Source organism: Ruegeria conchae (assembly GCF_000192475.1).
Taxonomy (GTDB): domain Bacteria; phylum Pseudomonadota; class Alphaproteobacteria; order Rhodobacterales; family Rhodobacteraceae; genus Ruegeria; species Ruegeria conchae.
The window spans coordinates 143,570-157,141 of the sequence record NZ_AEYW01000018.1 but is presented as its reverse complement, the minus strand read 5'-3'; the positions used below and the strand labels follow the sequence as shown (position 1 = coordinate 157,141).

9 protein-coding genes are annotated in these 13,572 nt (G+C 56.3%); 3 read left to right on the top strand and 6 right to left on the bottom strand.

Annotation, left to right across the window (positions count from 1 at the left end):
• Positions 1 to 23 precede the first annotated feature (23 nt).
• Together G7G_RS0117250 and G7G_RS0117245 are read left to right on the top strand one after the other, a co-directional pair.
• A complete protein-coding gene (locus tag G7G_RS0117250; RefSeq protein WP_139056623.1) occupies positions 24 to 2,360 on the top strand; it encodes a phospholipase D-like domain-containing protein in 2,337 nt (778 codons plus the stop codon).
• Positions 2,361 to 2,423: 63 nt separating this feature from the next.
• Positions 2,424 to 2,981 carry a gamma-glutamylcyclotransferase family protein gene (locus G7G_RS0117245; RefSeq protein WP_010442700.1) on the top strand — a complete coding sequence of 186 codons (558 nt, stop codon included), beginning with the start codon at positions 2,424 to 2,426 and terminating at the stop codon, positions 2,979 to 2,981.
• Between the two features lie 302 nt (positions 2,982 to 3,283).
• Here G7G_RS0117245 and G7G_RS0117240 read toward each other — a convergent pair whose 3' ends face one another.
• The 5 genes from G7G_RS0117240 to G7G_RS0117220 form a co-directional block, all read right to left on the bottom strand.
• Complete coding sequence (locus G7G_RS0117240; RefSeq protein WP_010442699.1) at positions 3,284 to 4,159, bottom strand: PIN domain-containing protein; 876 nt, start codon at positions 4,157 to 4,159, stop codon at positions 3,284 to 3,286.
• Between the two features lie 303 nt (positions 4,160 to 4,462).
• Positions 4,463 to 7,942, bottom strand: a complete 3,480-nt coding sequence (locus tag G7G_RS0117235) for a phospholipase D family protein (RefSeq protein WP_010442698.1) — start codon at positions 7,940 to 7,942, stop codon at positions 4,463 to 4,465.
• A 319-nt stretch (positions 7,943 to 8,261) separates the two neighbouring features.
• Positions 8,262 to 9,161: a plasmid partitioning protein RepB C-terminal domain-containing protein gene (locus G7G_RS0117230; RefSeq protein WP_010442697.1), complete on the bottom strand. Its 900-nt coding sequence runs from the start codon at positions 9,159 to 9,161 to the stop codon at positions 8,262 to 8,264.
• On the bottom strand, positions 9,161 to 10,051 hold the full coding sequence (locus tag G7G_RS0117225; RefSeq protein WP_010442696.1) for a plasmid partitioning protein RepB C-terminal domain-containing protein: 891 nt from the start codon (positions 10,049 to 10,051) through the stop codon (positions 9,161 to 9,163). Before G7G_RS0117225 ends, G7G_RS0117230 begins: the two co-directional genes overlap by 1 nt.
• Positions 10,051 to 11,592: a recombinase family protein gene (locus G7G_RS0117220; RefSeq protein ID WP_259462649.1), complete on the bottom strand. Its 1,542-nt coding sequence runs from the start codon at positions 11,590 to 11,592 to the stop codon at positions 10,051 to 10,053. Before G7G_RS0117220 ends, G7G_RS0117225 begins: the two co-directional genes overlap by 1 nt.
• A gap of 124 nt (positions 11,593 to 11,716) precedes the next feature.
• Between G7G_RS0117220 and G7G_RS0117215 the strand changes: the two genes are divergently transcribed.
• Entirely contained in the window at positions 11,717 to 12,103 is a 387-nt protein-coding gene (locus tag G7G_RS0117215) for a hypothetical protein (RefSeq protein ID WP_010442694.1), read from the top strand.
• Positions 12,104 to 12,430: 327 nt separating this feature from the next.
• On the opposite strand, the gene G7G_RS0117210 is transcribed toward G7G_RS0117215, so the two are convergent.
• Complete coding sequence (locus G7G_RS0117210) at positions 12,431 to 13,567, bottom strand: Gfo/Idh/MocA family protein (protein ID WP_010442693.1); 1,137 nt, start codon at positions 13,565 to 13,567, stop codon at positions 12,431 to 12,433.
• Positions 13,568 to 13,572: the final 5 nt, after the last annotated feature.

Here is a 13,572-nt window from a genome sequence, read left to right as displayed (position 1 = left end):
GGGGGGGCGGGTGCCGCAACAACATGGTCATTGCGGATGGACGAATGCTTACGCACGCCCTTGGTGGTGCGTCATTGTTGCCGCGGCAAGCTGGGAAGCTCTACACGGCCGGTGGAGCAACCACACAAAGGCTTTTCCACCCGAAGCTCTTCTTGCAGGTGGGTCGCAAGGGCGGCCGCCTCATTATCGGTTCCGCAAACCTGACTGCGGCCGGACTTGCCGGAAACTTGGAACTGGTGGCGCTTTTGAGTTGCGGGGCTGAACAAGATGGCGAGCAGGCGTTGATCGCCCAAGCTTGGGAATATCTTTGCGATTTCATGGATCACTCCGACCCAATGCTTCCAATGCAGCAAGAATGGATGCTGAACCGATCAGCATGGTTGCGGAGCGCAACTCCAGCCGAGGGATTGGTCACCTTGGCCGATGGTACAGAGGCTGCGTTGCTACTGGCGAGACCTAATTCGGGCATTGGTCCTCGCTACACAGCCTTGATCGACGAGCCGGTCAATCGGTTGATCGTCGTCAGTCCGTACTGGGATGAGCAACTCACTGCGCTCTCTTATTTGGCGGACAGTTTGGCGCCCAAAGAGATTGCCGTGCTCATCGACCCGGAAACCGAGCTGTTTCCAAGGGATGCTGCAGACAAACTCCCAAACCTAAAACTCTATCGCCGCGACGGCTTCGAGAGCGGGCGGTTCATTCATGCCAAAGCCCTAATTGCTGAAACGGACAGTGCTGATCACTTATTGATCGGGAGTGCAAATTGTACGCTTGCAGCTCTTGGAACAGGAAGCATGGCGGGTCACAATGAAGAGGCGAGCCTGTACCGTCGATTTCCGACTGGAGGCACCGCTACAGCTCTTGGGCTTGAGAGAATCCTTAAGGATGAAAAACGCATCCAGCCTGCAGACTTGCCTGAGTTGCACTACGAGGATGATCTCGAACTCGATGGGCTCTCCCAGCGCCACACCGGCTTGTTCTCGCTTCATGGGGACACGCTGAGCTGGCGCCCGGCTGCGCATATCAGCGATCCTGAGAACCGCGAGATCGAACTCCTCAATACGTCGGGCGCAGTAATCGATGCATCACCTTCGAGGCTCCAAGACAACGGGTCTGGAAAGCTGCGCTACCACGTTGATGCCACAGAAGACATTCCGGCCTTCGCTGGACTCTTCGAATCCGAGGGTTATGCACCGGCTATTATCACTCACATCGATGTCTTGCAGGCATCCATCCGAGAGACGCATTCGCGCAAAACCGAAAACGTGCTCGCGCAGCTCGACGGTGAAACTGAAGCAAGCCTTGCCTTGCTCGAAGTTCTCGATGTCTTGGAAAAGATCGAGGATACCGATACAGAGGCAAGTGGCGAAGGCGTCTCTATCCCAAAGGCTCAAAAACCGGCGGACGATGGCGCCAGCAATAGCCATCTTAAGCTGAACTATGAAGAATTCATTTCTGGTCGCCGACCACATCAATCCGGTGCTGTTCTGCACAACAGCTTGGGTGGAAGCGATGTTTCGATCGTTCGTGGATTTCTGAACCGCATTGTTGGATTGAGTGTTCTACTGGCGGCCGCAGAAGAGGAAGACGAAGAAACGCTCAAAGCAGCTTTTGACCTAGGCGACGAAACCGGAGACGCAGAGGCCGCCATGGCGGCGGGCGAGGACTTTGAGCTCAAGCCCAAGCCGGAGTCACGACCCGAGCCCGACGAAGAAGAGCGTCGCCGCCGCGCCAAACAGCGTAAGGCGACGAAGGATCAACTTGTTTCTGCAGCGAACAACTTTTCAAAACGGATCGATCTGAAACAGGAACGAAACCAACTGTCGCCGCGTGACTTCCTGCGTCTGCGTGCGCTGCTGATGATCATCTGCGCTGCAGGATGGAAAGGCACAGACAAAGAGAAGGACAAACAAGAAGGTAGGACTTCGCTGCAGGTGCTCCCCGTCGAGGCGGATCCCAATAGCTGGCCCCTTGTGATTGGGCGCTTGCTCTTCAAGATATTCGGTGGCCGGTCACCTGCAGTCTACAGTTTAAAACTCGATACAGATCATGATCAATTTCCAGCCGACCTGATCGAATGCTGGGCTACGTGTCTTTGGTGTTTACAGGCCTGTCTCGCGGCCCCAATGTCAGGTGCTGAGCGCCAAAAGATCGCCCGCCACATCGCCCCTCTTCTGGAACAAACGTACCGTCGGACGCATCTCTCCGAGGAGGAGCTGCTGGCTCCCTCGTTCACGCAGGTCATGGAGGGTCTAAGCGCCCAATATGCCGAACGGCTCTGTGTCGACCCAGAAGTATTGATGCGCGGACACAGAACAATTTGCGGGAAAATCTATTCAGCTGAACGAGAGATTTTGTAGCTCGCATAGGCGGCCAAGGGCCAAGGCAATTGGTCTTCAGAATATCTAGATTGGAGACGGTCGATGAGTTTTACCTATTTCGCCTACGGATCGAACATGCTGCCGGCGCGTCTGAACGCACGATGCAGCACGGCCCGCGTGATCGGCACGGCGCATGCTCACAGCTTTGGACTAGAATTCAGCAAACCGAGCAAGGATGGCTCTGGTAAGGCGACACTGATTAAGTCTGAGTTTCAGGAGGTTGTCACCCCAGGCGTACTTTTCGAGATTGAGCGGTCCGAATTGCGCAACCTCGATCGCGCTGAAGGCGCCGGCTACGGCTACGATCGTGATGATAGTTTCCGCGTGACCTGCACTTCAACCGGAGCAACGCTCACTGCGACAACCTATTTTGCGAGCGCTACCGAACCTGAACTTGAGCCATTCGATTGGTATCTAGCGCTGGTGCTCGCTGGCAGCCATCACCACGCCTTGTACGAAGACCACCTTAGGCGCCTGCAGGCGATCAACCATGTGGTCGACGGCGATCACAGTCGCAAAGGTCGCATAGAGGCTCTCGAGGCACTTTCGCAGCACGGATATGATGATCACCATTCGTTGCTTCGAGACCCGACAGCGTAGCGCCGTCAATCGTTGATGAGCCGAAGCGCCTTTCCGTCAGGTCCGCCGCTCGGGCTCCGTTGCGAGGTAATTCTCGCAAGTTCGGCCGAGTGGATAATCTCGGCTCGGTGGGCCCCGCGCTGGTTCGCCGCATTCCCAACGCCGCACTTGATCCGCCCCTCTGTGCGGCGTCTCCTGCGGTCCCCGCGCTTCTGCGGATCCGGATCCCCAACATGCTGAGGACTACCTGAAGGTCGCTGCTTACTCCGGCTCTTCTACCTTTATGTCCTTGAGCCTTTCCTTAATCATTTCAAAGATAGGCTCTACATCTGCATCACCGCGAATGTCACTGACTTGAGAGTTGGTTTCAAAAAAATCTCTTTGAGGTCTAGAATTTGTTTGTCAGTAAATTCTGGAGGTGTTGGTAGTTCCGCGATAATGGAATGGGTTGTTGCATAACTCCCGGAACGCTTCAATTTTCCAATTATGATATCCAGCTTTGCCTGCGTCGCTAGCTTGATATTTGGTATGTGATTCTTGAAAAAATCATTTAGCTCGTAGTAAAAGTGCAACTTCGATTTTTTCTTTTTCTCCCATTCCTTTTGAAGAGCCGAATTCACCTTCTTACTATCTCGCGGAGACGAGAAATCTCCATCCAAAGAGACCAAATGCAAGTCCTCTCCTTCCGGAACGGCTCTTAGCAAGAACTCCCAATTCAATTCGTCTCCCAGAGTTACTTTCTTCTTCCCTGGCGGCCTGCCTTCATGAAATCTCTTGAGTGCGGCTTTGTAATGTTTCTTTTTGATCTTTGTCACCAAACTTTCCTTAAAAAGTTCAGCAATGACATTGTCGGCATCAAGCTCGTGATTCTCAATGAGACCGTTTACTGCACCGACGATCTTGGCATGTGCCTCATTGGCCTTTTTTAGATGCCCCTGAAGGTCCTCAAAGTCTTTTAGGGGTTTAATAAATGAAGGAGCCTGAGACTTGAAGGCACTGCCCCTAAACACTTTGAATGCATCTTCAATTTTTGCTTCCCTATTCCTCTCGACCTCGCTGACCAATTGGTCGCTTACAAGTAACAGAATATTCTTGTTCTTAACTTCTGTATTAAGCTGTTTGAGCTGTTCAATATCAGAGTTGGAAAGTGCGTAGAACGATAGAAGAATATTCGCGTCCAAGAATAGATTCAGTGTCATGCGGAGCTTCTCTCAATGTGTGATAGCGGGATAAGGTTCTCTTGAATGTGACGAAATATGGCTCTCGGAGGAGTTGATAGATTCGACATTTTCTGCTCGTTCTCGGCTTTCTCTTTCGTCTATTTATTGGTGCTCCACCGCCTTAGATCTGCTGTCACTCTGTGACGCAGCTCGGTTTTGGGTGCATGCCCACCTTCCGAGCTGCAACGACCTGCTTCCGGAGCCAGCGGTGTGTATCCGAGGGTGCTGTGCTGCAGTTAATAGTTGGCTTCGGGAAACTTTAGCAAAATTCATAAGACAGATTCACCTATTTGCCTGAAATATCACAGCGACCCTATCCAAGATCTGCGTGTTTGCGTTTCTTGACGCTTGTTCCGCCGCGCCGAACAACTCTTCCATTCGAGCACGCACTTCCGAGAGAGTCTTTGATGGCTGCTGCTCAAAGAAACCGTAAATCGCATCGATCCCCAGATAATCCGGGATCTCTCTTTCTTTTTCGCTGCGTTGGCTAACGTCCTTCTTGGCTTCAATCCAGTGGGGATCGAGCTCTTGGGCCCAGGCCTCTGCCAGTTTCTCCAAAGATGGGAGCGTCAGATGCCCAAACCGATTGTAACCTTGGTTCTTTGAAGGCCCGGACGCGAGAAACCTGTCCAAAGACTCTAGAAGTGACACCGTGCGCTCGGGACGTATATCCCAGTGTGCCAGACCTTCCAAAGTCGGCTGAAGGCCCTCAATCACGGAACTGAGCTCGGCTTCTGTCGGCCGGTCCTGGTGTTTTCCGGCCTTAACGGTCTCCCCATAGGCCTCGCGCAGCAGCCGCGTCACTTCTGGCTGATCCCGGATGATTTCTTGTCGATCGCCTGTCTCGCGGACGGCCAATAGTCGCGGTGGCAAATAGGACGCCTCGACCAACGAGGGCGAGCGCCCACCAAGGGCAATGATGTTCATCGGTGTCTTGCCGGCGAGAAGACACAGCTCAGCGCCCCAAAGGCTTTGAGGCTTGATGCGCTCCATGGACAGAAGGAGATCGTCTGGCAGCTTGCGCCGCATGTCTTCAACCAGATCGTAGAGGTTGTTCCGGCGAAGCGGCCGCGGTTTCTTATGCTGCTCCAGGATCAGGTCTGTCAGATCGCCGGCAGAAAACTCGAGATACTCGTCTGCGAGATCTGAAGCACCAACGCCAGAAAGCAGAGCGATGGACTCGATGCGATCACGGCCTTTTTTGTCGGACGACAGCACAAGCCCAGGCAGATCGAAGGTGGTGTAAGTGATCTTGGAATGCGGGCTGTCGATGCGGTCGATCCGCCCCAAGCCCTGAAGCATGCTCTTGATGTCCGAAGTAACGCCGACGATGCCCAGGGCGCGTGCGCGCTGGAGGTTGATGCCTTCGGCCATTTGAAAGGTCATGAACATGGCTCGGCGGTGGTCGTCGGACGCCTTCTTGCCGTCGAGAGCCAGGTATTCTTGGGCTTCTGCACCATTTCGGGCGACGGTAATGCCGGTACCAGGTCCCAGTTTGTGATTGGCAGCCACAAGGATCACGTCGGGTTTTGGGCCCTTCCGGGAAGACAGAAGGCGTGCATAGACCTCCAGAACGCCAATCCGCTCAGACAGGAAGATCACCTGCCGATGCTGATTGAGCATCTCTGCCATATGTTCGGCGCGCTGCTCATCGATCGCATCAAGTTCCGGGCTCTGCAGCAATTCACCGATGCGGTCGCAAATCGGCGTCGTCGTGCGTTTGTCGAGAGGAAGCTCGCCGCTCTTCGGTGTGATAGTGATTGTTGCGGTCTTCCCACCGCGGCTTTCACGTTCTGAGCGCCTAAGGCTCTCGCCAATCGACGTGCGGCCGCGCGCATCTGCATCTGCGGCCCGCCTGCGTTCCCAATCTTCTCGCGCGAAGGTGATTGACGACCTCAAGATCGCCAGAAAGTTCCGAATGTGGATCCGCGCCTTGTCATGAAAGCGGACTTCCGTATGGCCTGCTCTTTTTGGGTCGGCAGATACAAGAGTTGTGCCTGTCGAGATGCTCTCAGCCAGTCTTCTGATTTCGTCCAGGATGGCCGATTGCTCAGGCGTGAGTTCGGCGTCGATCCTGATGCTTTCGATCTCAGGGTACGCATAGATCCCAGGCCCGCGTTTCTTGGACTCTCCGACGCAATGGCGCTGACGCCTAACCACGTAGGGCGCTAGTGCGTCCGCCATGTCGGCCTGGATTTCGCGTGGATCGAGCCGCTTGCCTGCAAGACGTTCTTCGGCTTCATCGATTGGTTGCGCCAGGTCTGCTTCGGACAGGAACATGTCTTCCATGCCAGACCGCTGACGATCCTCGAAGTTTTGCCGAAGAGCGCGGAGTGTGTTCAGCTCGGATGCTCTCTCGCGTCCTCGCTTGAGGTTGTCGTTGATCTTGGCGGTGATTTCGGGGGGCACATAGATCGAGGCGCGTCGTTCATGAAAGGCGAGCAATCCATCCAGGCCCTGGTTCCCCATCAGGGTCGCTGACAGGCACGACGTCCAGATCGCAGGGCTTTGTTCGAAGACGAGGGAACGTCTCGACGGGGCGAGATAGCGGGAGTTCAATCGATGACTCTCGTCCACGATCATGGAGGCAGAAGACCGTACGCCTCGGTTGATCTCCTCAAGCTCTTCGGCCTCTTCGCCTTTACTGCGCGAAAGATGGCTGTGCTTGATGAGATTGAGGTTTGCTGGCTTGCTCTTGTCCCAATTGCGGAAAACGCTTGCGGGAATGATGCCGAGCGCGCCATTGCGCGTTTGGTCAGGACGTTCATTCCCATGTCTGAGAACGACGCTCGAGTGCATCGTCGGCAAGACAGTCGCCAAGTGCTTGCCGATGTCCGTCTTGCCTGCACCTGTCGGTGCTTCGACAAATGCAAACCCGTGCTCGTAGGCTGTGCCTGCGGCCTCGTAGACGAGGTCGGTCTGGAACGGCAGCGGCGATCGCCCAGCGGCGCCGTCACCGCCAACACGCCACGGCGCATAGGACGTCATTTCGTGAACTGTTCGGGCGAGGGCTTCTTCGGCGCTCACGGGCCTCAAAAGTGCCCTAAGGATCTCGAGAGCTTGTTCAGTCCAGTCGGTACCAAGCGTCCAGAAGTCTTCGGCAACTGCGCGACGCGTTGTGGCGAGATCAGGGAAAGCTTGAAGATCGTCGACGTACTCGAGGTTGCGTCTAAGGCCGCCAACCGAGAAGTTGGCGCTGCCGGCGAGCGCGCCCGCGTCACTGATGAAGAGCTTCGCGTGAAGCATCGCGTGGGTACGACCGAACCGCTCCCGAGCCAAATCACTGTCGAAGATACGAAGTGAGATCGCTCCCGATGCGATCGCATCGTAAGCCAGGACAGCCCGTAATTCGTCGAGGGAACGAAGCGAAAGCCCGCGCGTTTCGAGGAAATAGTCACGGGCCTCTTCCGACAGCTCACGCCCATCACCGTCCATGCGGCTTTGATTGTCGGTATTTGTTCCAAATATGATCCTGATCGTTTCAGGGGGGTCGGATACAATGCTTGGCCGAACCCGAAGTATGATCGACATCGCGGACAGAAAGTCCTGGTATCCAGTCACGACGAGAGCGTTTGATCCATTCAGAGTGCGCTCTACAAGCTCTCGGACAGATCGTTCCCCATTAGTCGCCCAGACCAGTTCATTCTCGGGGGCGCTTTCGGACGTTTGCTCGACATCGACGCCCACAGCCTCTTGCTCGCGTTCCTTGGAACCACGAAACAAAAACCTTGATATGAAACTGTCTGCTCGCTCGCGCGCCATTCCGGTCACCTCGCAAGCAGTCTAGCGGTTCAAATGATTCCTCCAACCCATTGAATTCGGAACAATTCACATCGGGCTAGGAAAACTGATGAGCCGGAACGTCTTTCCTGGGGTCAGTCGCTCCGGCTCCCATGCGAGGTAATTCTCGCAAGTCTGGCCGAGTGGATAATCTCGGCTAGGTGGGCCCCGCGCGGGATCGCCGCCATCCCCACCTCCGCACTCGATCCGCCCCACTGTGCGGCGTCTCCTGCGGTCCCCGCGCTTCTGTGGGTCCGGGTCCCCGAATGCAGCTCAGCCGAAATTGACCGAACTGCTCGGATCAGGAGGCCAGGGCCTCCGTCTCCGTGATCTTTTCGAACTCAGGCAGAAACTCGGGATGATACATCTCGAGATACCGTGTGACGCGCGCATTGGTGATGAGCTTTGAGACGTAGCCGCGGGCCAGAACCAGATCGAGGTGATCGCTACCGTAGGTGTCTTCGACCAGGCGCAACTCTCGCTCCAAATTCGCGGACTCACGCTCCATCAGCTCGAGTTGCTGGCGGGAGATCCCTTTCACAGCTTTCGGCTTCTCCGGATCTTTCAACTGGCTAGCCGGCGTCGCAGCCAAAAGTGAGCGGGCGTAATTGACGGTGTATTTGTTCATCGTCACCATCAGCTCTGCGGCTTCGATCTGACGCATCGGCTTCATCTTCTTCAGGATTTGGAACCCGGTCAGCGCGACCTGCTTGTCCTTGAGAAGCTCAGCTGCCTCTGGGCAGATGCCATCCAGCAAGCGCTTTTTGTCCTGCAGGGATTTGACGTTCACATTGAGGGCCCGGGCCAGCCGTTCTTCGGGAACGCCGCGCTCGAGCGCTTTCAGGATCATCTTGTGTTCCTGAATGGTGGCGAGGCGGCTGATGCGCTTGTTGTATGTGAAGGCTTCGTCGTCCGTCGAAACCTGACACGGCGCATCCTGCTCGCCGAGGTCGCTCAGTATTGCGAGGCGCACATGCCCATCGAGCAGCATGTATTTCTCAGGATCGGATTGGCCGCGGACGACGACGAGGGGCTCGACGAGCCCGACCTCTCTGATGGAAGCGACGACCTGGCGGTATTTCACCGTGTCCTTGGTTTCTTTGCGAACGGCGTAGAGCGGGCAGATCTGTTCGAGTGGCAGTTGAATGAGGTCTTTTTCAAACGCCATGTTGATCGATTTGGAGCGTCCGGATCGTGCCATCAGAGGTCTCCCGTTCGAGCGGCCAAGCGGTCAGAGAGGTTCTTCGGGATCGTCGCCAACCCTTCGGCCCTGAGAAGGGTGACGAAGTTTTCGTCATTCAGGAGTTTGCGAAGGGCCTCCGTTATGAACATCAGCTCGTTACGGGTCGCGGTCGCCTTACGCAGAAGGACTTGTTTCTTTTCGACGTCGTTCTGATAGGTCCGGATCAGGCCTTCGACGGACAGTGAGCGCCTTTTCTTCCGGTCTGCACTTGGTTGTCCTTTCCCGTATTGCTGACGGGCCTCGACCAGGCGTTTCGCGGCCATCAGTCGGCCGCCGCGCAGCTGGTTGTTCTCGTAGGCCTGGCGGAGAACGTCCTGCACGTCCGAGTCTTTTGCTTCCGCGATATCGACGGCGACACTGACAGGAAGCTTTCCGCTTTCAACAGCTCTGAGCAATCTATGCTCACGGCTCTCAAGCAGCCGAAGGACACCGCGGACATACTTGAGAGAAAGCTGGGTCTTGCGCGCGATCTCCGGGCCAGAATAGCCGCGCTCCTTCAAGCCTCTGATATCGCGCAGAAGGTCGAGGGCCCGATGCTGTCGGCGTGCCAGGTTTTCTACGAGGCTCATCACCAGGCAGTCTTCGCTGCTGGCGTCGATGATGATTGCTGGGATTTCTGTTTGTCCGAGTTCCTGGAAAGCCTCGAGGCGCCCCTGGCCACAGACCAGATCAAATCGCAAGCCATCCTCGCTCTGGCGGGCTGCGACGGTGATTGGCCGTTTCAGCCCGAGCTCGGCGATGTTGTCGACAATCTCTCGGAAAGCTTTTCGGTTCCTCACGCGCGGGTTCACGACGGTGATGCGATCCATCGGGATCAATTTAGCTGTTTGGGGTTGCGGGTCTGCCATCAGGCCACCTCCGGAACAGGGACGTGGACCGCCATGTCGAACAAGGGATCTAGCGTCTCGAAACGATAGGCATCGAGCGACAAACCGTTGTGTTCGGCCAGGCGTATGCGGGGGAGGGTCATGTCTAGGCTCGGAAGCAGGTAGTAGTCGAGCGGCCGTTGGTTCGGCCGATCCATGCGCACGGCGATCGTGATGTCGGGCTTGAGGCTCATATCGAAGCGGATGTTCCACCGGAGAGAGCCCGCATTGGTTTCGCTGCAACGAACGATGACGAGAGACGCGGTGAATTCGCCGTTGATGGTGAGCAGGTCTGTTTTGGGATGTCGTTCGACGCTGCCGCCCGAAGCTTCGATGCCAGCAATCGTTTCGCCGACGATATCCGGATGCAGCTCGCGCAAGCGTCGATTGATCTCGATGTATCTGTAGTCCCGATCAGGCTTGAACCCGACCAGCCGGTAGGCGCGTAAGAGGCTCCCAAACCGTGATCGGTACGCGCTGCTAGATGGCAACGCTTCGGCTTCATCGATAACGAGACCAGACAGAAAGCCCTCGGCCTCGAACACCTCCTTCAGACCCTCGAGCATTTCGTCGTCGGTGAGCTTGCTCGATCGCGCGCTGATGATGGCGTTGGCGGCCGCGAACAGATCCGGATCGACGATGCCCTCGAAAGCCCCTTCAGCTCGGACCCATATCTTGGGATCGTTTTGGACGCGCCGCTTCTTCAGTTTGAAGGAGTTGCGGTTCCAGACGTTGTTGCCGATGTATTTCTCGTTGATCAGGATTTGATGGACGGTCCCGCGGGTCCAAGCACGCTCGAGGTCCGTTAGAATGCCGCGGGCATTCAGAGACTCGGCGATTTCGGTTTCGGATTTCAGGTCTTCAACGAAGGCTTGGAAGATTTCTTTGACGATGGCGATCTCTTCGGCAGGGCCTGGGACTAGGGTGACGCGATCTGTCTGAATGCTCTTGTGCTCACCGCGCTCCAGGATGCCCTTCGTTATCCCATGCTCGTCGATCAGCATGCGCCGCAGGCCGAAGCCGGGTGGACCGCCTTGGCGATAGCCGAGTTCGATTAGGCGACATTGACCTGTGAAGACCTTCTGCGACAGCTCGCGGCTGTATTCTCCGGCCATGGCGCGCTTGACGCCTTTGACGATCGTAGAGACCGGACTGCCGTCGTTTTCGAACTGCTCGGCGCAATAGATGACGGAGATGCCGGCACGTTTGCAGATGTACTCGTAATAGGCGCTTTCGTCCGCATCCTGAAACCGACCCCAGCGGCTGATATCGTAGACGAGCACCGCTTCGAAATTGGCTTTGCCGGATTGAATGTCATCGATGAGCTGCTTGAGCCCATCGCGGCCCTGGATCCTTAGACCGCTCTTTCCCTCATCCGAATAGGTGCGGACGATCTCGATCCCGCGCTGCTCAGCGTAATGCGCGATCGCGTCCGACTGGTTCTCGGTCGAATAGCGTTGGTGCTCGGTCGACATCCGGACGTATTGAGCGGCGCGCCGAGGTCGCGCTCCCCCTGGCGCCACTGCGCCTCCGTCATGTCCGTCCCTCCAGCTCAAGAACCGAGCCTTTCATTTTTCGCCTTCGGCAAGTCACGGGAAATGCCTGTGATTCCATGGATCCGAAGCATAGACGCGGAGGTTCAGAAAAATGTTTCCTAAGATGGGCAAAACTTTTCCAGATGACGACGAAGGGAAGGTCGATCGACTAAAATACCAAATGGCCATTGCGGCCGCGTTGAAGCGGGAGCTCGGCGGATCTCATCGGGCGATCAAGATCGTGATGCGCTGGACGGGTGTCTCGGAGCGAACAGCCAAGAACTGGCTCGCGGGCTCCCACGGTCCGGCTGGAGAGCATCTGGTTGAGCTCATGCGGAATTCGAACGAGGTGTTGGCTGCTGTGCTCTCGTTGGCTGGGCGAGGCGAGTTGAAGATAGGGGCGGGACTTCACGAAACTCGGGAAACCCTTCTTCAGGTGCTCAATGTCTTGGACGGCCTTCTCGGAACTTCCGAGGCACGGGCTGGTGAAAACGAGTAGGCGGCGTTTCGCGCCAGGTGCGCGCCACTCCTGAGTAGAGCGACGTTCAGTTCGAAGTCGCTTCGCTCGATCAGAACCGAGAAAATTCAGAAAGTTAGAAGATCGCCCGGAGTTCCCGGGGTGTTCTCGTGCGCCGCCATTTTAGTAGAGACTGGTTCGCATTGGTCTCCCAGCACCGCTAACAGATGCCCCATTTAGTCGCTGAATTGATCGAGCACCACGCAGACTCGGGAAAGGCCATCGGTGCCCCTGACATGCATGATCTCTTCCAGATCACGGAGATATCATACCGAACATAGAACAAGACCGCGAACTGGATAGCGTCGTCTATGGGACAAGCAATAAACGAGCGTCATTCTCGGTCAGTGGATCGGGCCTGGTGCATGTCGTCGAGGTTTCAACCCAGCGTCGGTGTTCCCCTGCGTCCAGAATGGACGTCATCACATCAACCGCGTGAATGGCCAGATCGATATTGCAACGGTGGGAACGTCCTTCCAGTATTGCTTGTACCATGTCCGCCAACCCAGCGGTGCGATAGTTGGCCAGAAGCCTATCCTCGCCGTGGATTTCATTCGGAACGCCAAATGGATGCTCTGAGCCAGGCAAAGGATGCAGGTCGCCAGCTTGATCGGAAACCATCACGTCTCCGCCGAAGAAGTTTGGGTCGGGCACCTGCATCGTGCCCTCGGTGCCGTATAGCTCCATATTTGGATGTGTATGAGCGCGGATGTCCCAACTGGCCCCCAAGGTCACGATGGCGCCATTTTCGAATTCAAGAAGCGCGTGGATATTGGTTGGCGTATTGACCGGGATCTCTTCGCCTTCGCGGTCGCCATTGCCGATTGTACGCGTGGGAAAACTTGCGGCGGTCATGGCGCAGACGGCCTTAACCGGACCGATCAGCTGGATTAGATTGGTGATGTAGTATGGGCCGAGATCAAGGATCGGGCCTGCACCGGGTTGGAAGAAGAAGTCCGGATTTGGGTGCCAATGCTCCATGCCGCGGGACATCACGTGGCAGGTTCCGCCGATCACGCGGCCGATCTGGCCGTCATCGATGACCGCCCGTGCTTGCTGGTGCGGACCACCCAGAAACGTGTCCGGTGCCGAGCCCACGCGTAGCCCTTTGCTTTCGGCCAGATCCCGCAGGGCTTCGCCTTGATCCAATGTCAGGACCAGAGGTTTTTCTGAATAGGCGTGTTTTCCGGCCTCGAGAATACGCTTGGTTAGGTCGAAGTGGGCCTCGGGGATGGTCAGATTGACGACAACGTCAATGTCGTCGGCGGCCAGCAGGTCATCTACCGTCTCGGCGCGGATATCATTCTCTTCGGCGCGGGACTGTGCCGCGCTCATATTGATGTCCGCGACCGCGCGGACTTCCAGCCCTCTGAAAAGGGGCGCAAATTTTAGGTACGTAGTAGAGATGCTGCCGCATCCTATGATGCCGACGCCAAGATTGCTCATGGAAT

What these genes read in the sequence shown, in the direction of transcription:
- G7G_RS0117225 (WP_010442696.1), bottom strand. Translation starts at nt 10,051, where the DNA reads ATGGCAGACCCGCAACCCCAAACAGCTAAATTGATCCCGATGGATCGC.
- G7G_RS0117235 (WP_010442698.1), bottom strand. Translation starts at nt 7,942, where the DNA reads ATGGCGCGCGAGCGAGCAGACAGTTTCATATCAAGGTTTTTGTTTCGT.
- G7G_RS0117245 (WP_010442700.1), top strand. Translation starts at nt 2,424, where the DNA reads ATGAGTTTTACCTATTTCGCCTACGGATCGAACATGCTGCCGGCGCGT.
- G7G_RS0117215 (WP_010442694.1), top strand. Translation starts at nt 11,717, where the DNA reads ATGTTTCCTAAGATGGGCAAAACTTTTCCAGATGACGACGAAGGGAAG.
- G7G_RS0117210 (WP_010442693.1), bottom strand. Translation starts at nt 13,567, where the DNA reads ATGAGCAATCTTGGCGTCGGCATCATAGGATGCGGCAGCATCTCTACT.
- G7G_RS0117250 (WP_139056623.1), top strand. Translation starts at nt 24, where the DNA reads ATGGTCATTGCGGATGGACGAATGCTTACGCACGCCCTTGGTGGTGCG.
- G7G_RS0117230 (WP_010442697.1), bottom strand. Translation starts at nt 9,161, where the DNA reads ATGGCACGATCCGGACGCTCCAAATCGATCAACATGGCGTTTGAAAAA.
- G7G_RS0117240 (WP_010442699.1), bottom strand. Translation starts at nt 4,159, where the DNA reads ATGACACTGAATCTATTCTTGGACGCGAATATTCTTCTATCGTTCTAC.